The sequence below is a fragment of the Domibacillus sp. 8LH genome (assembly GCF_038806185.1).
GTDB lineage: Bacteria > Bacillota > Bacilli > Bacillales > Domibacillaceae > Domibacillus > Domibacillus indicus_A.
On record NZ_JAVJNG010000002.1, the window covers coordinates 455,922 to 476,276 of the forward strand.

12 protein-coding genes are annotated in these 20,355 nt (G+C 45.1%); 6 read left to right on the top strand and 6 right to left on the bottom strand.

Annotated features, from left to right (window positions below; all coding sequences use genetic code 11):
• Positions 1-120: 120 nt before the first annotated feature.
• Positions 121-5,061 (top strand): lamin tail domain-containing protein, encoded by a 4,941-nt coding sequence (locus tag RG959_RS05705; protein WP_342796303.1) that lies wholly within the window; start codon positions 121-123, stop codon positions 5,059-5,061.
• Between the two features lie 34 nt (positions 5,062-5,095).
• On the opposite strand, the gene RG959_RS05710 is transcribed toward RG959_RS05705, so the two are convergent.
• Positions 5,096-5,224 carry a hypothetical protein gene (locus RG959_RS05710; RefSeq protein ID WP_309089047.1) on the bottom strand — a complete coding sequence of 43 codons (129 nt, stop codon included), beginning with the start codon at positions 5,222-5,224 and terminating at the stop codon, positions 5,096-5,098.
• Between the two features lie 126 nt (positions 5,225-5,350).
• Between RG959_RS05710 and RG959_RS05715 the strand changes: the two genes are divergently transcribed.
• Complete coding sequence (locus RG959_RS05715) at positions 5,351-6,223, top strand: CvfB family protein (RefSeq protein ID WP_342796304.1); 873 nt, start codon at positions 5,351-5,353, stop codon at positions 6,221-6,223.
• A 36-nt stretch (positions 6,224-6,259) separates the two neighbouring features.
• On the opposite strand, the gene uraA is transcribed toward RG959_RS05715, so the two are convergent.
• The gene (gene uraA / locus RG959_RS05720; protein ID WP_342796305.1) at positions 6,260-7,522 is read right to left on the bottom strand and encodes a uracil permease; all 1,263 of its coding nucleotides are present in this window, start codon (positions 7,520-7,522) and stop codon (positions 6,260-6,262) included.
• A 553-nt stretch (positions 7,523-8,075) separates the two neighbouring features.
• Positions 8,076-9,392: a trypsin-like peptidase domain-containing protein gene (locus tag RG959_RS05725; RefSeq protein WP_342796306.1), complete on the bottom strand. Its 1,317-nt coding sequence runs from the start codon at positions 9,390-9,392 to the stop codon at positions 8,076-8,078.
• A 473-nt stretch (positions 9,393-9,865) separates the two neighbouring features.
• On the opposite strand from RG959_RS05725, the gene serC reads away from it, so the two are divergent.
• From serC to RG959_RS05740, 3 genes are all read left to right on the top strand, one after another.
• Positions 9,866-10,960: a 3-phosphoserine/phosphohydroxythreonine transaminase gene (serC, locus tag RG959_RS05730; protein ID WP_342796307.1), complete on the top strand. Its 1,095-nt coding sequence runs from the start codon at positions 9,866-9,868 to the stop codon at positions 10,958-10,960.
• Positions 10,961-10,984: 24 nt separating this feature from the next.
• The gene (locus RG959_RS05735; RefSeq protein ID WP_342796430.1) at positions 10,985-12,145 is read left to right on the top strand and encodes a phosphoglycerate dehydrogenase; all 1,161 of its coding nucleotides are present in this window, start codon (positions 10,985-10,987) and stop codon (positions 12,143-12,145) included.
• 146 nt (positions 12,146-12,291) lie between these two features.
• Positions 12,292-15,684, top strand: a complete 3,393-nt coding sequence (locus RG959_RS05740; RefSeq protein WP_342796308.1) for a S8 family peptidase — start codon at positions 12,292-12,294, stop codon at positions 15,682-15,684.
• Positions 15,685-15,736: 52 nt separating this feature from the next.
• On the opposite strand, the gene RG959_RS05745 is transcribed toward RG959_RS05740, so the two are convergent.
• The 3 genes from RG959_RS05745 to RG959_RS05755 all read right to left on the bottom strand — a co-directional run bounded on the left by RG959_RS05745 (position 15,737) and on the right by RG959_RS05755 (position 19,389).
• Positions 15,737-17,353 carry a M14 family metallopeptidase gene (locus RG959_RS05745; protein WP_342796309.1) on the bottom strand — a complete coding sequence of 539 codons (1,617 nt, stop codon included), beginning with the start codon at positions 17,351-17,353 and terminating at the stop codon, positions 15,737-15,739.
• A 103-nt stretch (positions 17,354-17,456) separates the two neighbouring features.
• A complete protein-coding gene (locus tag RG959_RS05750) occupies positions 17,457-18,707 on the bottom strand; it encodes an efflux RND transporter periplasmic adaptor subunit (RefSeq protein WP_342796310.1) in 1,251 nt (416 codons plus the stop codon).
• A 19-nt stretch (positions 18,708-18,726) separates the two neighbouring features.
• Positions 18,727-19,389: a hypothetical protein gene (locus RG959_RS05755; RefSeq protein ID WP_342796311.1), complete on the bottom strand. Its 663-nt coding sequence runs from the start codon at positions 19,387-19,389 to the stop codon at positions 18,727-18,729.
• A 230-nt stretch (positions 19,390-19,619) separates the two neighbouring features.
• Here RG959_RS05755 and RG959_RS05760 point away from each other — a divergent pair, with 230 nt between their 5' ends.
• Positions 19,620-20,177, top strand: a complete 558-nt coding sequence (locus tag RG959_RS05760) for a 3D domain-containing protein (protein ID WP_251274570.1) — start codon at positions 19,620-19,622, stop codon at positions 20,175-20,177.
• The last annotated feature ends 178 nt before the right edge of the window (positions 20,178-20,355 follow it).

Here is a 20,355-nt window from a genome sequence, read left to right on the forward strand (position 1 = left end):
AAATCGGGCGGAAGCTTTTTTATCGACTTCTTTACATGATTTTTACATTTTATTTATATCCTCCATATATTCTTTCGCTACACTGACAAGAGATGTTTATTTAGAGGAGGATCAGCATTCATGAAAAGAAAGCCTTTTTATTCACTTGTGCTCGCCAGCAGTTTATCCGTTTCATCTCTGGTGACGCTGCCACTTGCTGCTTATGCAGAAGAAATGCCTTCTGCGCAAGCGGTTGCAGTATCGCCTATCCTTATTACAGAGCTGCTGCCGAACAGTGACAACCTGAACGGATCAGACGCCTATGAATTTATTGAGCTGTACAATAACAGTACCCAGCCGTTTAGTTTAAAGAATTATAAACTGGTTTACGGCTATCCAGACGGAACAACAGCTGATTGGGTATTTAAAGAAGATAAAGAGATTGCACCTGGCGAAACGATGGTCGTTTGGGTAAAGCTTGAAAACAAAGCAAACGAATCTCTTACATTAGCGGACTTTAATGCTGAATTCGGCACTTCTTTAACAGATACACAGTTTACATACATAGAGTCTGCCGGAATGGCAAATGGCTCCGAGCGAAGCCTGTCAGTTGCAGACACGGCCGGCCACTTGTTAACAACCGCCGCTTATACACCAAATGAAGTGGAATTAAACAAAGGAATTCAATTTAAGCCAAACGCGGACGGCAGGACAATGGACGTTCTTACTTCTTCAGAACCCGCAACACCCGGCATGCTGATAGAAGGGCAGAAGCCGGAAGCCCCAATCGAAGTAGATACGGTAAAGCCGGTTATTACCCATACACCGGTGGAATCGGTTGAAGCCGGTCAAGATATCGTAATCCGCGCTTCTGTCACAGATGAAACAAAACTGGACAGTGTGAAGGTATTGTATCAGCCGTTAGCAGGCGGTGACTGGCTTGAAACGGACATGGCAGCGGGAGAGGACGGATCGTATGAAGCCGTTATTGAAGCGTCTCAGCTTTTATCAGACCGCTTCACGTACAGAATTGAAGCATTTGACGGCCAAAACAGGGCACAAACAGAAGACATTACCATTCAAGCAGCGGGACTGGATTACGATCCGCAGGCTGTCCCGGATCTGCTTGTAACCGAGATTGTGCCGGATTCAGCGAACATAGACGGCCTTGATGGCTATGAATTTATTGAAGTGTATAACAACACGGATAAACCTATTAATTTAAAAGATTATACCATCCGCTACCGGTATCCGGCTGACGGGCCGGAAGGAGATTTGATCTGGAGAGCAGACAAAAAAGACCTGGTGCTGCCGTCCGGGGAAACGATGACGTACTGGATTAAAAACAGTACAAATCAATCCAAAACCGTTGCCGACTTTAATGCTCATTACGGAACAAAGCTGGATGAAAACAAAAACATTGTCCAGGTTCAAGCAGACGGCATGGCAAACGGAAGCGCCCGGGTCATTTCCATTGCAACAAACACAGGGTTCGACGTTTCAACAGCGGCTTATTTGGATCAGCCGAATGTGGATGATACGGTGGCGGACAAAGGTATTTTGTACTCGTTCCCGCGTGAGGCGGGAAGCAGGGAAATGTATAAATACAGTGCCGGAAAAGAAGCAGCTGCACCCGGAACTGTCGAAGCGGCCCAGGTTCCTGCGGTAAAAAAGAAAACGGCCTTGGACGAAACGGAACCTGTCGTAACAGACTTAACAGAAACAGCGCCGATTTCAGCCCGGCAAAATGTAACGCTGTCATTTGATGCTGCAGATGATCAATCCGTTAAAACGATGCGCTTGTTTTACAAAACAAGCGAAACGGATGAATATAAGTCGGTCGATTTAACCGAGAACTTTGATACCGGCTTGTTTTCCCAAACCGTTTATTCACCTGATCTGCTCGGCAAAGATAGCCTGCAGTATTATGTGAAAGCATCCGATGGAGCGAACGAAATCGAAACAGATGTGAAAACGATTCAAATTGAAAATGATATAAGCGCAGAAACAGGCTTGAATGTAGAGGATGGTTCTCTGCTCAGCAAAACGGCTGTGATCAAATCATTTGGCAAGGAGTCCACGCTGTCTGTTGACGGACGGGATGTGACAGGTGAAACAGAACCTTCTCTGCCGGCACACGCTTACTTTGCGTTTGATGCTAAAAAAGTGAATTTGTATTTTAAAAACGGTGTAACGATCGGCGACGAAACACTGCATATTTTTGATGATACGATCAATACGTATGAAACAATTACCGTGCCGGTTGACCCTTCCCAGTTTAAGCAGGGAGAAGGAACGACGATGTCCATCCGTGCGGGCACAAAGGTATCGCCATTTGATACGAATTCTGAAGAAAACCGGGACGATTTTTATGTGAAAAATGTGCGTCTCGTGCTTGAAGACGGTACGACACTGTATGATCCGGCTTACAGCGACGCGGCTAAAGAAATTTCAGTCGGTGACGGAGCAAGTGCCAAGCCGGCTGTGGATTTTACCTTTGATGTGCCGGATGAAGCATTTACCGCGAAAGCTTACCAGTGGGATACAACAGCAGTGGAAGACGGCTCTCATCTTATCGAATCTTCTTCGGCTCGTGCAGAAGTTCAAGTAGATAACAGCGCTCCTGTTATTATTCCTTCAGTTGAAGAAAACCGGGAATATAAAGGAGAATTTACGATTAATGCAGAAGCAGAGGATACTTCCGATGTGGAAACATTAACAGCCCATCTGGATGGCGAAGAAATTTCTCTTCCACTCGACACATCATCAGCGAAGCTGTCTCCGGGAGCGCATACTGTTCAATTTAAAGCAGTGGACCGGGCCGGCAACGAAGCCGAAAAATCGGTTGCTTTTACGGTAGTGGAAGAGCAGCCATATGCGCCGGAAGCGGTGACGCCTGCAGACGGACAGACAAATGTAAATGCGAATAACGCGAGCCTGGAGGTAAAAGTCACCGATCCGACGAAAGATACACTCGACGTGGAATTTTACCGCGGCTATGAGTACGCAGCAAATGATGCCGGCGTGCGTGTATTCCAAAACAATGCTGATCAAGAGCCGCCGAAAGAACTGGCATCAGCGGGTGAATCGGCTGTTTCGGATACGGATAAAATGGCAAAGGCTGACGGCCAGTATGTAGAAACAAAGTCTGTTGAGAAATTTCCGTACCACCGCTTTGAAGTCGCCGTGGATCAAGAAGTAGATGAAACAGACGAAATTGCACTTCATTGGGAAGGAAAATCATTAATCGGCCGGAAAGTGTCCATGTATGTATGGAACTATGCTGCTTCCAAATGGGAGCTTGAAGAATGGAAAGTGGCGGAAGATGACCAAAACTTTACCCTAACCGGACATGTAAAAGGGCTTGATTACGTAAAAGACGGCAAGGTGCAGGTAATGGTGCAGGATGAGATCGCTTCTACGCCAGAATTTGATTATTCATTTGTTTGGATGTCGGATACGCAATATTATTCCGAAAGCTATCCGCATATTTTTGACCGCATGACTAAATGGATTGCAGAGCAAAAAGAATCGCTGAACTTAAAGTATGTGTTCCATACAGGCGATCTTGTCGATGAAGCAGATCAGCCGTATCAATGGGAGCATGCAGATACGTATATGAAAACACTTGATAACGCAAAAGTTCCATATGGCGTTCTCGCCGGCAATCACGATGTCGGCCATAAAACAGGCGATTACAACGAGTACAGCAAGTATTTCGGGGAAGCAAGGTTTGCCGGGAAGGATTATTACGGTGAGTCCTATAAAGACAACCGGGGCCATTACGACTTAATCAGCTCGAACGGCAATGATTTTATTATGCTTTATATGGGCTGGGGTGTGGACGAGGAAGATATTGCCTGGATGAACAAAGTGCTGGCCGAGCATCCGGACCGAAAAGCGATTTTAAGTTTCCATGAGTATTTGCTTGTGTCAGGTAACCGCAGCCCGATTGGCGAAAAAGTATTTGAGGAAGTGGTAAAGCCAAATAAAAACGTGATAGCAGTTCTATCCGGCCATTATCACGATAGTGAGACACTGGTAGATCAAATTGATGATAACGGCGATGGCACACCGGACAGAAGTGTATACCAAATGCTGGCCGACTATCAGGGCGGGCCGGAAGGCGGACAAGGCTTCCTTCGTTTAATGAAAGTAAATCCGATCCAAAACAAAATCTATTTACAGACGTATTCGCCTTACCTCGATCAGTACAATTATTACAGTCCGGTCGACTATCCGGGTAAGGACGAATTTGCGATTGACGTAGATTTAACACCAAAAGAAAAAGTGGTCGCAACAGATTCCTTTAAAGCGGAAGTGTACACAGACCAAAAAATCGGCTCGCAATCCGGCATAAAAGATGGTGAAACAGCAAAAACCTCCTGGAAAGACCTCCAACGTTCAACCGAGCATGGCTGGTATGTGAAAGTAAAAGATTCATTTGGCGGAGAAGCCCAGTCGGGTATTTGGTCGTTTACAACTGGCTCACAAGGCAGCGGAAATGAAGAAGGTGGCACGCCAGCGCCGCCGGCATCAGATCTGCCGGTTGTAGAGGTGACTGATTCGATGATCGACAAAGGGCAGCAGCAATGGACGTTAACTGCAGATGAAGCAAGTGTTGAATGGAGACTGCCGTTGTCCATTATCGATTCCGCTATTCAATCAGCGAAGCCGATTTTTATGCAGACAGCTGAAGGCAGCGGTGTGCTTATTCCGGAGAAAGTTCTTCTTCAACTGCAGGCAGCTGGACAGGAAACCGTCTCTGTTTCATTAAATACGCTTCAGGCAAAAGATGTTTTACTCCCGCCTGGGCAGGTACACAGCAGTGTGCTTGATCCAGTGATCAAGGCAGGGGAGCATGCATTTGTATCACTGGACGCTCCAGTCGAAATAAAATTGAAACTAACAAAAGCTGTCAAAGCGGGTAAAACAAACGGTGCTTTTTACAATGAAGCAGTGAAACAATGGGAGCCTGCCGGCGGGTATGAGGAAAATGGATATTGGATTTTTCCAGCTTCTCAGCTCTCCACTTTTACCGTTTTGTCTGACAATGCGATGAAAGCCAAAAAAGAAAAATAAACAAAAAGCCGGAGCATTTGCTCCGGCGTTTTGTTTAGCGTGGACGGTATACTTTTGCCGCTCTGCGCTTGTCCAAATATTTTTTTACAATCGGGTAAATGATCGGGCCGTATTTCATGCCCATTTTAATTAAGTTTGTCATACTTCGTGATGAACGAGCCATAATATTTTTCACCTTCCCGTTTCGCTTTAGTACTACAAGTGTACCCGAACCTTGGATTATTAAACATTCAAGCGGGAAAGCTGATATAATGAGAAGCAATGAGAATTTTGGAAAGGACGTGCGTGAATGGCTCTAGAAGCTGGAACGATCGTAACACTGCATGTAAAAAACAAACAAGAATATGGCTGGTTTCTTGAAAATGAAGAAGAAGAAGCCGTACTCCTTCATAATAGTGAAATAAGAGACGGTTTCGATCCGAACGAACCGATTGAGGTGTTCCTTTATCAGGACCACAGCGGCCGGCTTGCGTCTACGATGGACCGCCCGCTTATTACGCTTGGCGAATACGGCTGGGTGGAAGTTGTTGGGGAAGAAATAAAGCATGGTGTGTTTGTGAATATCGGTATTTCAAAAGATGCACTCGTGTCAGAAGATGACCTGCCGTATAAATTTGAGGTGCGGCCGATTGCAGGTGACAAGCTGTACTGCACACTTAAGCTTGATAAAAACGGCCGGATGTTTGCAAAGCCGGCAACAGAAGAAAAAATTTGGGACATTGCCAAGCGGGCCAATAAAACCGACTTAAACAAGGACTTTACCGGCAGAGTCTACCGGACAGGGAAAGCAGGTACATGGATTATTACCGATGACTTGTACCGGGCATTCCTGCATCCGACTGAGCGTGAGGATGAACCGCGTGTCGGGCAGGAGGTTACAGGGCGCATTATTGCGGTGCACGACGACGGATCGGTGAATGTTTCCCTTTTAGGGCGGCGTGTGGAACGGCAAAAAGACGATGCAGAAAATGTCTATGACTACTTAATGAGCCGCGGAGGCCAAATGCCATACTGGGATAAAAGCCTGCCGGAAGAAATCGAAAAACGGTTCGGCATCAGCAAAGGAGCGTTTAAGCGAGCGCTCGGCAAGCTGATGAAAGAAGGCAGAGCCTATCAGGAAAGCGGCTGGACCTACGCCGGCACAAAACAAAAAAGCGAATAAAAAAGACGCTGCCTCACTTGGCAGCGTCTTTTTTCATTAATCATGGTCGTTTGATAAATTTAATTTTTTAATCAAGGCAAAGAACAAGCTTAAAATAATCGCGACAACCGTTGCCAGTGCCATTCCTTTTAGTTGCAGGTAGCCCCATGTGAACGTAGCGCCTGATAAACCGATCACAAGTACGATCGTTGTTAAAATCATGTTCGTTGTTTTAGAATAATCCACCCGTGAATCTACAAGCATGCGCAGGCCGCTCGCCGCAATAATACCGAATAGAAGCAGGGAGATGCCGCCCATAACCGGACCTGGAATCGTTGAAATAAGCGCAGCGAGCTTGCCGAAAAACGATAGCAGGATCGCCATAACAGCCGCACCGCCAATGACCCAGACAGAATACACTTTTGACAGAGCTAAAACACCGATATTTTCACCATATGTGGTGTTTGGCGTTGAGCCGACAAAACCAGAAATGACCGTTGAAATTCCGTTTCCGAATAAAGAAACACCGAGACCTGGTTTTTTCATTAAATCCCGGTCTACGATATTTTGTGTAACTACAAGGTGTCCGATGTGCTCCGCAATGACGACAAGTGCGGCAGGAGCAATAATGGCAATGCTCGACCAATGAAACTCCGGCGAATAAAATTGCGGGAGAGCGAACATTTTAGCTTCACGAACCGGTGTGAAATCCACCATTCCAAACATCGCCGCGATCATATAGCCGGCAACAATCCCAACCAGAATCGGAATAATTTTTAAAAAGCCGCGGAACATCACGTTGCCAATAACCGTGATAAGAAGCGTCAGCATGGAAACGATAATCGTATTACGGTCTGGTGACCAATCCGCTGAACCGTCCGAGATAATGCCCGCCATCTGTGCAGCTGTCGGTACAAGCTCAAGCCCGATTACGGCTACAATGGCGCCCATTGCTGCCGGTGGAAAGACCACGTCGATCCAGCCAGTGCCGGCCACTTTAATAATTCCTGAAACGAGAATGAAAATAAGGCCAACGATAATAAAACCGCCTAATGCCTGCTCGTAACTGCCGCCTTCAAGTACTAAAAAGACAGGCGATAAAAAAGCAAAGCTGGATCCGAGGTAAGCCGGAATCTGGCCTTTACAAAGAAAAATGTACAATAATGTACCGATACCATTCATTAATAAAATCGTCGCTGGGTTCACACCAAACAAAACCGGAACAAGGACCGTTGACCCAAACATGGCGAATAAATGCTGCAAGCTAAGCGGAATCAGAGCCGGAATCGGCGGCCGCTCGTCAACTTGATAAGTACGCAAGTGATCTTCCTCCTAAATACACAAATTGTAGTCATTATACTTCAAAAATCGTCATCTGACTACAAAAAAAGAACCTGACTATCAGGTTCTTTCAGACTGTAGACAAATTACATAGATGACTGTGAACATGGATAGGATGAATCGGCGGCGTCCAGGCAGCTCTGCTTGGCGCTGAGCCCGATTTCGCCTGGCGGCTCTACCGGTCTCTGCTGCCCGCTAGTCCCATAGGAGTCTGCGCCGCCCTCCCGCCGCCAAGTTGCTTGCGACAAGATAGTACAGAGCTAATAAGGTCGTATCTTTTTGTTTAAAAAAGAGAGAATTTCTATTGAGTCTTTGCTTATAAATCTTCAACACCACTTAGTAAAGCCTGCCGGACGAAGACTCCTGCGGGAAGTACAGTGAGTCGGGAGACCCCGCAGGCGCAGCCGAGGAGGCTCCCGCACTGCCCGCGGAACGCGAAGTCCGGCAGGCTTTACTTATCGGCTCTTTTTTAAAAGCGAAAGACTTTGTCTACATATTCAAAAAAACTGAATATCAGGTTCTTTAAAACATGTTATGAAGCAGCGGGAAGTTCTTCCAAGTCCAGCTCGTTGACCTTTCCGTCTCCATTTAAATCGTCCAGCTCATCCATGATGCCATCCCCATTTATATCGATGAAATCCTCAACAGGAATTTCTTCTTCCGGCTCTTCTATGAGCAGTTCTTCCTCCGCAGCTGGCACTTCTTCTACAACATCTTCTTCTACAAGTTCTTCTTCTATGGGCACTTCCTCGACGATTTCTTCCTCCGAAGGCTCCGGCTCTAAATAAGGAATTTCTTCTTCCGGCACTTCTTCTACATAGTCTTCTACAATGATATCTTCTTCAACCGGCTCCTGGGCGGGCACTTCTTCCTCCAGCCAGGCATCCGGAACATCATAATAATCATAGATATCATCTTCACTGTATTCGCCGCCATCAAAATAGGCGTCCTCGTTCCAGTATTCATCAAAAAATAGGGCTCCGTCTTCTGTATAAAACAAGCTTGTAACCTCATCTTCAGAAAGAGGGTCGGCACTCCAGCCATTGAGCATGCCTGCCACATCTTTATACGGAATGCTGAAACCAATCGCTTCTTCGCCGGTTAATTTCGCTGAATTGATCGCAACGACACGGCTGGTGCTTTTGGACACAAGCGGACCGCCGCTGCTTCCAGGAGCGATGGCAGCGGATGTTTGATAAATGTGATCATAGGAATGGGGTTCAATCACAAAGCTGCGATCCACACCGGTAATGTAGCCGAAAGTCGCTGTATTCTCAAGCGCCAGCGGACTTCCAAGAGCAATCACTTCATCTCCGACCTGCGCTTTTTGGCCGGTTTCAAGCTTGAGCGGGGAATGTCCAGCCAAATCTGGTACACGGATCAGCGCCACATCGGTTTCATTGGAATAGCCGATCACGGTGCCTTCATGTTCTGCCCCATTGATGTCTTTAACGATCGTATAAACCGTGCCCTCCACAACGTGTGCGTTTGTTGCGACATCACCTTGATCATTGATTAGAAAACCGGACCCCTGGCCGTAATCTGTAAAAACAGTGAATACACTCTGCTGAGTATCTGCGATCAGATCACTCATCGAGGTTTGTTCATCAGCTGTTATTTCTTTTGGGGGAGCCACCGTTTCACGCACCACTGCCTGTTGCGTTTGAGCCGGCTGTTTCACCGGCTGTGCTGCTTTTTGCGTTTCCTGGTTCCCTTGTACCAGATAATAAATAAAGCCGCCAAATCCAAGTGCAGAAAAAAGACATAAAAACCCGAGAAACTTGATCACGGAAAACGATTTGCGGCGCTTTCTGCCGCAGCCTGGACAATAACGAGCACGACTGCCCATCTCCGTTCCGCATTTCACACAAAACAAACCCAGCACCTCCAAAAGTATTAGTTAATTTTCATTATATACCAATTTTACCAGGGTGAAAAAGGGCTTTTGACGATAAATGTTGTAAGGGGCTGTTTGATGAACAAATGCTTCATTTTATGACAAATCTTTCGTTTTTTGGCGAATCTGCTCTCCTGTTATCCATTCGCGGTTTGAACCACCGGCGGAGCCCTCTCTAGTGATGGCTGTCGATAAGCAGAGCAGCTTGTCTTTAAAAGCGAATGAATGTAAGAAAATTTAACAAAATGTTCGGAAATGAAAAGTGTGTTCATACGTAGGGTTGTAAGCGATAACAATCTAATATTTCCTTGAAAATGAAAGGAAGGAGCCCTTGATAAGTACAGGATGTTATTTTATAATTCGGGTATTGATAAAGTAGTAAATTTTCAGATTATCGAAAATAACACGAATGAAGGAGTAGTATGATGACACGAGTTTATAATTTCTCAGCAGGTCCTTCCATGTTGCCTCTTGAGGTACTCGAAAAAGCACAAGCCGAACTGACAAATTACGCAGGTTCCGGCATGGCGGTGATGGAGCTGAGCCATCGCTCGAAATGGTTTACAGAAATCATTGAAACAGCGGAATCCGTTCTTCGCAAGCTGATGAACATTCCGGACAACTACAAAGTGTTATTCCTTCAAGGGGGCGCTTCCCAGCAGTTCGCTATGGTGCCGATGAACTTGTTTTCCGGCAGCAAAAAAGCGGATTTTGTGAATACAGGCTCCTGGTCGAAAAAAGCAATTAAAGAAGCGAAAAAGTACGGGGAAGTACGTGTTATTGCATCTTCTGAAGATAAAAACTTCAGCTACATCCCAGCCGTAACAGCGGATATGATCGATCCAGAAGCGGATTTCGTTCATATCACAACAAACAATACAATAGAAGGAACGGTTTTCGAACAGATTCCGGATACAGGCAATGTGCCGCTTGTGGCAGATATGTCTTCCAATATCTTATCAACGGAAATTGATGTATCAAAATTTGGCATTATTTACGCGGGGGCGCAGAAAAATGTCGGCCCAGCCGGCTTGACGCTTGTGATTATCCGTGAAGATTTAATTGGAAAAGCGGATGACTCCGTTCCAACCATGCTGGATTACAAAACGCACGCAGACAGCGAGTCGCTTTATAACACACCGCCAACGTTTGCGATTTACATGGCGAAGCTTGTATTTGAATGGTTAGAAAGCTTAGGCGGTATCAAAGCAATGGAAAGCATCAACCGGGAAAAAGCGGCTATTTTGTACGACTATCTTGATCAATCGGCTATGTTCAGCTCACCGATTGCGAAGGAAGCTCGTTCTCTGATGAACATTCCATTCGTATCACCAAGCGAAGAACTAGACGCACTGTTTGTGAAAGAAGCAAAAGCAAAAGGACTTGAAACATTAAAAGGACACCGTTCAGTTGGCGGCATGCGTGCAAGTATTTATAACGCTATGCCAGTTGAAGGCGTCAAAGCACTTGTCGCTTTTATGCAAGAATTCGAACAGACTCATTCAGCGGAAGGGAAGTAACGAGACGTGTATACTATTAAATCCATGAACAATATTGCCGATATCGGCATGAACGTATTCCACAATGCAGATAGTTTTCAAGTAAACGACGACACAAACACACCAGATGGTATTATTTTGCGCAGTGCCAACCTGCATGATACAGAGTTCAGCGGCAGTCTTAAAGCGATTGCCCGTGCTGGTGCAGGTGTAAATAACATTCCTGTACAAGAATGCACAGAGCGCGGCATTGTGGTTTTCAACACGCCGGGTGCCAATGCCAATGCTGTAAAAGAATTGATCCTGACAACGATTATGGCTGTTTCCCGCAACTTGTTTGACGGCGTCAGCTGGACAAAAGAGCTACAAGGCCAGGGAGACGCGATTCCAAAGCTTGTTGAAGCAGGCAAAAAGCAATTTGTCGGCCGTGAAGTAAAAGGCAAAACGCTTGGCGTTATCGGTCTTGGCCACATTGGGGCCTTGGTTGCGAACAATGCGCTTGACCTTGATATGGATGTAATCGGCTTTGACCCGTTTATTTCGGTTGACACCGCTTGGAACCTGTCTCGTAACGTACAGCGCGCTTTAACAATTGAACAATTGTTTGCGGCGAGTGACTACATTACAGTACACGTTCCATTAACCGATAACACACGCGGTATGTTCAACAAAGAAGCATTTTCTGTTATGAAAAACGGTGCCACTATCTTGAACTTCTCACGTGGCGAGCTTGTAAACGAAGAAGATATGCGGGCAGCACTTGAAAGCGGCAAAGTCGGTAAATACGTAACAGACTTCCCGAACGAAAACGTTATTGGCATGAAAAATGTTGTTCCGATTCCTCACCTTGGCGCATCTACAACAGAATCAGAAGAAAACTGCGCCGTTATGGCAGCACGCCAAATGAAAGAGTACTTAGAAACAGGAAACATTAAAAACTCCGTGAATTTCGGTAACGTAGAAATTCCGTTTACCGGCAAACGCCGTGTGACTGTAGCACATAAAAACGTGCCAAACATGGTCGGCCAGATCACAGGTGCTCTTTCTGACTATGACTTGAATATTGCGGACATGGTAAACCGCAGTAAAGGTGACTACGCGTACACATTGATTGATATTGACAATCAAGTAAACGGGGATGTTATTCCTGGTTTAACAGAAAAGCTACTGAGTATTTCTGGCGTAATTACAGCGCGTATTATCTAAAACGAGAAAAAGAGATTCTGGGTTTTTACCCAGAATCTCTTTTTGTATTGGACAAAAATAAATCTCAAAACTTGAAAAAATTTGAAACCAATTGGTACTTTTTCCTGTATGATGAAGAGAAAGAAAATGTGAATGGGGGATCTACTTTGAAAAAATGGCAACAAATGATGGCTGCAGCTGTGAGCGTCTCACTTCTTATGCCGGGAGCCGCTTTGGCAGAGGTGCCGTCAGCTGACAAAGAAGCACAGTATAAAGCAGCTCAATCGGACAAGCAGGTAACAGATTCTCGGACACTAGTGATTAAATATTCAAAAGCGCTGCCGCAAAGTGTACATAAAAAAGCAGGTGTGTCTCTTGTAAAGCGTCTGTCCGGCTTGAAATATGACGTGGTGCGGGTGCCGGCGTCTAAAAAGCTGAGCGACGTGATCAGTGTTTATAAAAATCGTTCAGAAGTAACAGCGATTACACCGAGCATTCAATACAAAGCATTTGCCGCTAAACCAGATCCAAAAGCAGCGAATATGGATCACTTAGCCATGCTCAATATAGGAAAAACTCTTTCGTATGCGGGAAAAAACAAAGTCACCATCGCGGTAGTGGACGGCGGGGTGGACTATAAGCATCCTGATTTAAAAGCAAATTTATTAAAGCCGTATAATGCGGCTAATCCGGCACGAAATCCGGTTCGTGACCTGCATGGAACACACGTAGCAGGCATTATCGCCTCCACGAAGGATAACGGTCTTGGCGGATATGGCGTGTTTCCAAATGCAAACATTTTGCCGGTTGATGTGTTTAACGGTTCTATGGGAGCCAATGACTTTACGATTGCAGAAGGCATTACCTACTCTGTCGACCAGGGAGCAGATGTAATCAACCTGAGCCTTGGCGGCTTTATGCCTTCTCCTGTTGTAGAAGAAGCGATTCAATATGCAATTGATTCCGGGGTTGTCGTCGTTGCAGCGGCAGGCAATGAAGCAACGGATCAGTATTCTTATCCGGCTGCTTATCCAGGGGTTATCAGTGTGGGGAATATCAATGGAGCAAAAACGTTATCTGACAGCTCTAACTACGGTTCCTCTGTTGATGTGGTAGCACCGGGTGAAAACATTTATAGCACATCCTACGATGCAGAGGCAGGATCTAAATTTGAACGGCTGACTGGTACTTCCATGGCATCGCCGATGGTAGCAGCTGCAGTGGGACTGTTAAAATCTAAATATCCAAATTTAACAGCTTTCGACATTGAATATATTTTGGAGCAGACGGCCACAGATCTTGGTGAAAAAGGCTACGATTTAACGTATGGAAACGGATTGATTAATCCGCTTAATGCGCTGAAATTTGATACGAAAAAGCTTCCGAAGCGCCCGGATGTATCGGGTGAAACGATCTTGAAAACAGCTAGAGAAATTAAGTCAGGAAAGCAGTCTTTTACCGGCACTTTCAAATCACCAGAGACGATTCACTGGTTTAAAGCAAACGTGACAGAAGGCCAGCACGTACAGACTGTGCTGAACGGAAGTAAGGGCTACGATTATGCAATGGAGCTTTATTTTGTACCGGAGGATGGAGATCCTCAGTATCTTCGTGATGTCGACCAAACAACAGCAAGCGGGCAGGAAGGTTATTTATACACGGCCAGCGAAGCGGGCACACTCGTCATTGGCGTAAAGGACACAAACGGCAATTACAGTGCGGCCGGCAAATCTGCTTTTACGCTTCAAGCTGAAAAGCGGGGTCCGATTACACCGGATCAGGCAACATCTGAAAAGCCAATTGCCATTACATCTCTTCCATATACAAAAAATAATTTTACACTTTATAGCGGTGAAGAAGGCGTGCCGGATTCAGACTTTTTTACTTTCTCAGTAGAAGAAGAAAAGTTAGTTTCGCTTTCCGTCTCCGCTCTTCCCGGGGTAAATTCAGCTATCAATGTTTATGTTGAGGAAGAAGGAGAAGAATACAGCATTATAGACGGAAACAGCCAGCCGGTCAATAAAGGCGAAACCGTTTCGTTTCAGGCTGTTCCAGGAATGAACTACCGGATTGAAGTGACAAATGGCGCATTTAGCGAAGACATTTTCCTGGATTCCCTTTTAGACCTTTTATCTTTGGATATGTCCATGCTTGAAGAACAAACAGCTGGTGAATCCGCTCAGCCGTATACGTTTAAAGTAGAAGAACGAACCATTCCGGCAGATGAAGACGGACTCCCGGAAGAAAGCACGCTTGAAGAAGATTTAATGGATGGAAGTGTCACACCGGCTGAATACGGTGAAATGAAAGAAGATGAGCTGATTGACGGCGGCGAGGAAGGCGTGGAAAGCGGGAAAATTCTCGAAAAAGCCATTCCGTATACGCTTGGCAGCAGCAAGAAAGGCTTTTTCCAGTCGGGATATGACGAAGACTATTATCGTTTTACACCGACAGCAGATGGTATTTACTCATTTAGTGCCAGCCAGGAAAATGAACGAAATACTTCTACGACGCTGTTAGAAGTAGATTCGGAGACGGGTGAGCTGATCCCTGTTTCAGGCAGCGACGGGGAAATGGATTTGATTGCGTCTCTTCTTGGCGGCTCAATGGGATCTAAAAATCTTAATGTCGCCCTTACAAAAAACAGAACGTACATCATGATGGTCTTTAACAATGGAGAAAATGCATCAGCCGATCCATATACACTCACATCGAAGCGGATTGCGAATGTACCGCCAGAAAAAGATACCGATTATAATCTTCCTGAAGAAGGGCAGAACTTAAAAGCCGGCAAAGCGGTTCAAAACTACTTTGTTCAATCGGGAGATGTTGATTACTATTATTTTATGAATGAAGGAAAACCACGTGTTTATACGCTTGATATTACAGCAAGCGCTCTGACTGCTGCACAAAAAGCAAGCATTCCACTTCAATTACGCCCAGGACATATTTTTAGCGGTGCAGTGTATGAAGATGTAAATGGAGACAAAGTGCTTGATGAAGACGAATTGAGCCGGGTTACACCGTTTGGCCCGGATTTATTTTCAATGATGATTACAGAAACAGATGTACACACATCCTTTGCAGCGAAGGAAGATACCGGCTACTTTATTGAAGCAGCTCCGTTTCTATCAACTGGGCCGAACCTTCAGCCATATGCAGTAAAGGTAGGAGCAACGTACAATGAATTTGCGGACGGCGACGCGAAAGTGGTCAACCATGTTCCAACAAAGCCGCTGCCGCTTAAAACGACAGGCGGGAAATACGGAGCACGCGGCTATTTTAATAGCGGTGTATCGTTTGGAGATGTGGATCACTTCGTTTTAAATCTTACGAAGCAGGGCACGGTTTCCCTTGCGTTCTCAGCCGGTCAAAACCTGGATGGCGTGATGGCCGTGTACAATGCTAAAGGAGCGCTTGTTGCGTCCTTTGACCAGTACGGTAAAAATGATGAAGAACTGGCATCACTGAATTTGCCAAAAGGAAAATATTTTATTGAACTGAGTGAAGCGAGCGGCACTGCTTCAACGGCACCGTACCAATTAATTGTGAAAAAATAAAAAGCAGAGGGCTGAGCCCTCTGCTTTTTTATGAATCTGAATTCGTTTCATGTTACTGGATTGTTTCATTTGCCAGCATCAGGCCAACCGAGTTGTTTTGCTGCCAGATGCTTGAGAAATAAACAATAGGAACAGGGCGGCTGCCAACGTATGGCGACACTTCAATTGTCAAACCCGGCTTCTGCTCGTTTTGAATAAACCAGTCCGTGTAGCCGCCGCCGCTTGGGTTAGACTCTGGTGCGACTAAGCTGTAGCCCGTTTTTTGGCTTACCCGCTTTGCTACAGCCAGGTCACGCGATTTGCGGGCACCTGACTGGTAATAATGCCAGTAAATAATTTGGCCGGAGCTGTGATAAGCTGCGCTCGCTTTAAAAGAATGCTTGAGCGTGAAGTCATACATCGCTTTTGATTCGGGTTCACTGAGCGGGCTTGGCCCTTTATAGTTTTGGGAAGAAGGCTTACCCGGATTACAGCAAATGTTACGCCAGTCTGCCGGGTATTGCCGGTTCAAATCAACACCGCGTATATTCGCTTTCCAGGCGGAAAAATTCGTACTGCCGCCGTTTAACTTCAAAATAGCGTCTTTGTTTTTCGCACTGCCCGCCCCGAGCTGTACGAGAGAAACGCCGTCCGGGTTCACCATCGGCACAATATAAATAGAAGTTTTCTTTAAAATGGACCGGGCTGGATAGCCGTTCATAGAGCCATTCGTTTGAAATAGATGGGCGTATTGATCGGCCATTTCCATTACTACGTTTGTCGTAATATGCTCACGTGCATGATGCGAGCCGTTAAGGAGCACTTCTTCTTTGCCGGTGCCCAGCCGAAGAGCGTATAAATTACGGCCGTCCACCGATCTGCCGATCACCTCTAAGGAAGCGATGTCTGAATGCCAAAGCACAAGCTCTTTTAAGTCCTGCACCATTTGCTCATACGTCATCGTTTTAAACGGGTTTACATAGTTGCCGGTATACAAGGTCATATCTGCTTTAAGAATATAAGCTGTCCGGCCGCCAATGTCGACAATGTAATAATCACGGTAAGCGGCGCGTGTTTGAAGCAGGGTACCTGCCTGCAGGCGGCCAAGTGATGTTAACCGGCCGTTTTTCGAATAAAGCAGGTCGACTGTTTTCCGGGTAATCGCACGGTTTTGAAACACATAGCCGGGCTGTACACCGCCAGCGAGAGACGCTTCCGGCAAGTATGTAACAGCTGTTTCGGAAACATAAGCGGTTGTATTACCCAATACGAATGAAACGTACCCATTTTCTGTGCCCGTTTTTTTAAATATTTCTCCTGCTAAAAGGCGCCCCGTTTTCACGTAAGCCCCGTTTTTCTTTTGAAACAATTCTGCATCGCCTTCAAGGCGAATGTAAGAGCTGGATGCCTCTGCTTGTTCATTCTCTTCTATTATTAAATCTTCTTTTGCAATAAAGCCGTTGATCCCCTGCCAGGAAACACGGATTCTCGTTTCTTGCTCCTCTATTACTTTTACATTTGTGCGGGCAGGAATTGGTGTCAGCACGGCCTGCTGTTCAGCAGAGGAAGGCGGGGTGTAAATCACTGTATCTACTTTTGTCAGTAAATACGAAGCAGCCTGTGCGGCAGTGGATGGCAACAGGGCGCTTAAAAGAAGAACGATGAGAGAAAAAGACAGCCATTTTTTCATTACAACCTCCAATTTATAGAATATTTACCTCTATTTTAACAGGTTTGGAGAATGAAAGAATGCTGATTTGCAAATAAAAAAGACGCTTTTGAAAGCGTCTTTTTTAAGATAAAAAGCCCATAAGCGCGTATTTTATTTTTTCAGTACGAGACAGCTCGTTCCACGGTTTCTTTTTTATATGATCGGTGTCAATCGGCGTAATAAAAGGACCGTGTTTCATCACGAGGCGGTACGGATCAATCACGATCGCTTCACCTTCTTCTACGCCTTTGGTTACTTGATATACACCATCCACATGAAGACCGGTTTCAATACGCCGGCGTTCAAGAAGACCTTCCTGATTCAGAACGATGGCATATGATTTTTGATTTTTTCTTAAAATAGCCGTGTTCGGAATCGTAACCACGTCCGGCTGTTCCTGCGTTATGACTTTCACAGTCGCTTTTAAGCCGGGATACAAATCACTTGATGCAGCGCCGCTCAGCTGAGCAGAGTATGGATATAAGCTTTTTCGTTTTACAGACGGCTCTTCTTCCGGATACGTGCTGACAGAGCTGATAGATCCACCGAATTGCTCAAGCGTCGTATCCACAGTCACTTCAACCGACTGTCCAGATTGAGCCACTGCCATCTGTTTTTCATCAAACACGCCTTTTACAGCCGGTACTGATGAATTGATGATCATCACCGGATTGTTTAAGCTTGTATCAATTTTCTTCACATAACCTTCATTTGTGCTTTTTACAGTTAAATTATCTTTTTTCGCTTCCTGGGCAGCAATAAGCGTATCGTATTTTTTTACTTCTTCCTGCAGCTTCTGCTTTTCGGTTTCCTGCTGCAGGATGCTTTCTTCTACTCCCGTGCTCGCATCACCGCTTTGAACGATCGTCGTGTCGCTATCCGTATCTGAAGAATCGTCTGTATTGGACGTTTCGTTTTCCTCGTTCTCCGCTTCGGATAGGAGCAGGCGCAGCTGGCTTAACTGATTGTCAATTAACGAGATTTGCTGCTGAGTCTGGTCTTTTTCAGCTGTTAAGCGGGCAATCTCATCATCTATTACATCTGAAGAATATCTGAATAATTCTTCTCCTGGCTGAATAGCATCGCCTTCTTTAACAAGAACTTCCTCAAGCGACCCTTTACTTTCATCAAAATAAATCGGGTACTCGTCAGAGGGAACGACAACACCTTCTGCTGAAAATGACTCTACCACATCTCCCGTCTCAGAGCGGTCCCAGTCGGTCAGCCATTCGCTTCGGACGGCTTTGCTGTCTTCTTTGAAAATTAAGTATAAGTTGCCGGCGATCACAACCGCGCTGGCTGCAAGCCATACTTGCTTTTTTATTTTTTTCACTGTCTTCACCTCTTTTCAATTAAAACAAGTTTTCCACTTGGATCGATGTAAACAACGTTGCTAAAATCCAAAATGCAAGGCCTGTCAGAAAGACCATCAAGAAAACGAAAAGAGGTTTTCTAGCTTCTGACACCCGCAGAAAACGGTATTGAACTGCTAAAATCCAAATTTGAAAAATCGTAATAAAGCTGAAAAAACGAATGGCCATTGCATTTTCTGTGGCATATTGTGCGACAACCCCCAGCGAGAAAGGCGAAGAGTCACGCGGAATAGAGAAAAACACATTCCAGACCATAAGCAGGGCAAACTCAATTAAGTAGATTGAGAAAGTAATACATTGTAAAGCGACAAGCTTTTTAAACTCTAATTCTAGAAATGTCCAAAAAAGAAGAGCCGGAACAAAGATGTAGAAAAGAGGAAGCAGCAGTCCGGCAAGGCCAGCGCCTCCGGTAAATAGCAGTTTCAGCCATTCATATGTATACATATCGGATTCGGCCATATAAGCAGATATGCCCTCGCCTTGTATGCCTAATGCGCCGGCAAGCAAAGACAGAAGCACACTGATCAATAGTAATAGTGAAAACTTTGTCCATAAACCGCGAACTTTTTCGGCCTGTGACAGCTGCGCGAGTTCATGGGAAGTGCGAAACAGCCCTTTTAAAAGCTGAAGCCGATAAGCCATTTTCAAATCTCCCATCAAATAGAATAATAAATAAAGATCAATTTTCATTATATACAACTATTGTTATATGAACCAATAATAATCTAACATTATTGGTCTATTTTTAATTTGTCAGAATTATTAAACATTTGAAATGTGAATGTAATATAATGAACATCCTAGTGTAATAGTGTTGAAATAGAACCATGTTACAATCAATCTCGTGTTAGAAAACTAGGGGGTAATGATACGTGAAAAAAATGGCCATGTCTTTTCTTGCTGCAATGATGATTTTCTCAGCTTCTGCGGCACAAGCAGCCGCCGCAACTCACACAGTTCAAAAAGGGGACACGCTTTACGGTATTTCAAAACGTTACAGTACGTCAGTAGATCAAGTGAAGAAGTGGAACAACCTTTCCTCTAATGTTATTAAAGTGGGACAAAAGCTTTCAATCGGCAGCACGGCAGCCGCAAGTTCTTCATCGGCACCGGCGCCAGCATCAAAAACAAGCAATGTTAAAAAAGAGATTACCGTTAAGTCAACTGCTTATACAGCTTCTTGCAGTGGATGCTCCGGCATCACCGCAACAGGCATTAACTTAAAGAAAAACCCGAATGCAAAAGTGATTGCCGTGGATCCAAAAGTGATTCCACTTGGCACGAAAGTATATGTTGAAGGATACGGACAAGCTGTTGCCGGCGATACAGGCGGCGCGATTAAAGGAAATAAAATCGATGTTCATGTGGCTACAAACCAGAAAGCAAAAAACTGGGGCGTACGTACAGTAAAAGTTCAGATTTTAAAATAATCCAAAAGGAAGCTGATGGGAATCAGCTTCCTTTTTTGTTTTTTTATGGAGTCTTTATGTCAGGGTTATTACGAATTCAAGATAATGGTCTCCTTGTAACATTCGCGTCACATTTGTACATCGAAGCGTAACGTCCTTTTAAAAACATTACATTGTTTGGCGTGGTACAATGAATCTC

Bases quoted from the DNA above. Each gene is read 5' to 3' on its own strand.
- RG959_RS05755 (WP_342796311.1), bottom strand. From the start codon at position 19,389: ATGGCTTATCGGCTTCAGCTTTTAAAAGGGCTGTTTCGCACTTCCCAT.
- RG959_RS05715 (WP_342796304.1), top strand. From the start codon at position 5,351: ATGGCTCTAGAAGCTGGAACGATCGTAACACTGCATGTAAAAAACAAA.
- RG959_RS05705 (WP_342796303.1), top strand. From the start codon at position 121: ATGAAAAGAAAGCCTTTTTATTCACTTGTGCTCGCCAGCAGTTTATCC.
- RG959_RS05735 (WP_342796430.1), top strand. From the start codon at position 10,985: ATGAACAATATTGCCGATATCGGCATGAACGTATTCCACAATGCAGAT.
- RG959_RS05710 (WP_309089047.1), bottom strand. From the start codon at position 5,224: ATGGCTCGTTCATCACGAAGTATGACAAACTTAATTAAAATGGGCATG.
- RG959_RS05725 (WP_342796306.1), bottom strand. From the start codon at position 9,392: ATGGGCAGTCGTGCTCGTTATTGTCCAGGCTGCGGCAGAAAGCGCCGC.
- RG959_RS05745 (WP_342796309.1), bottom strand. From the start codon at position 17,353: ATGAAAAAATGGCTGTCTTTTTCTCTCATCGTTCTTCTTTTAAGCGCC.
- serC (WP_342796307.1), top strand. From the start codon at position 9,866: ATGACACGAGTTTATAATTTCTCAGCAGGTCCTTCCATGTTGCCTCTT.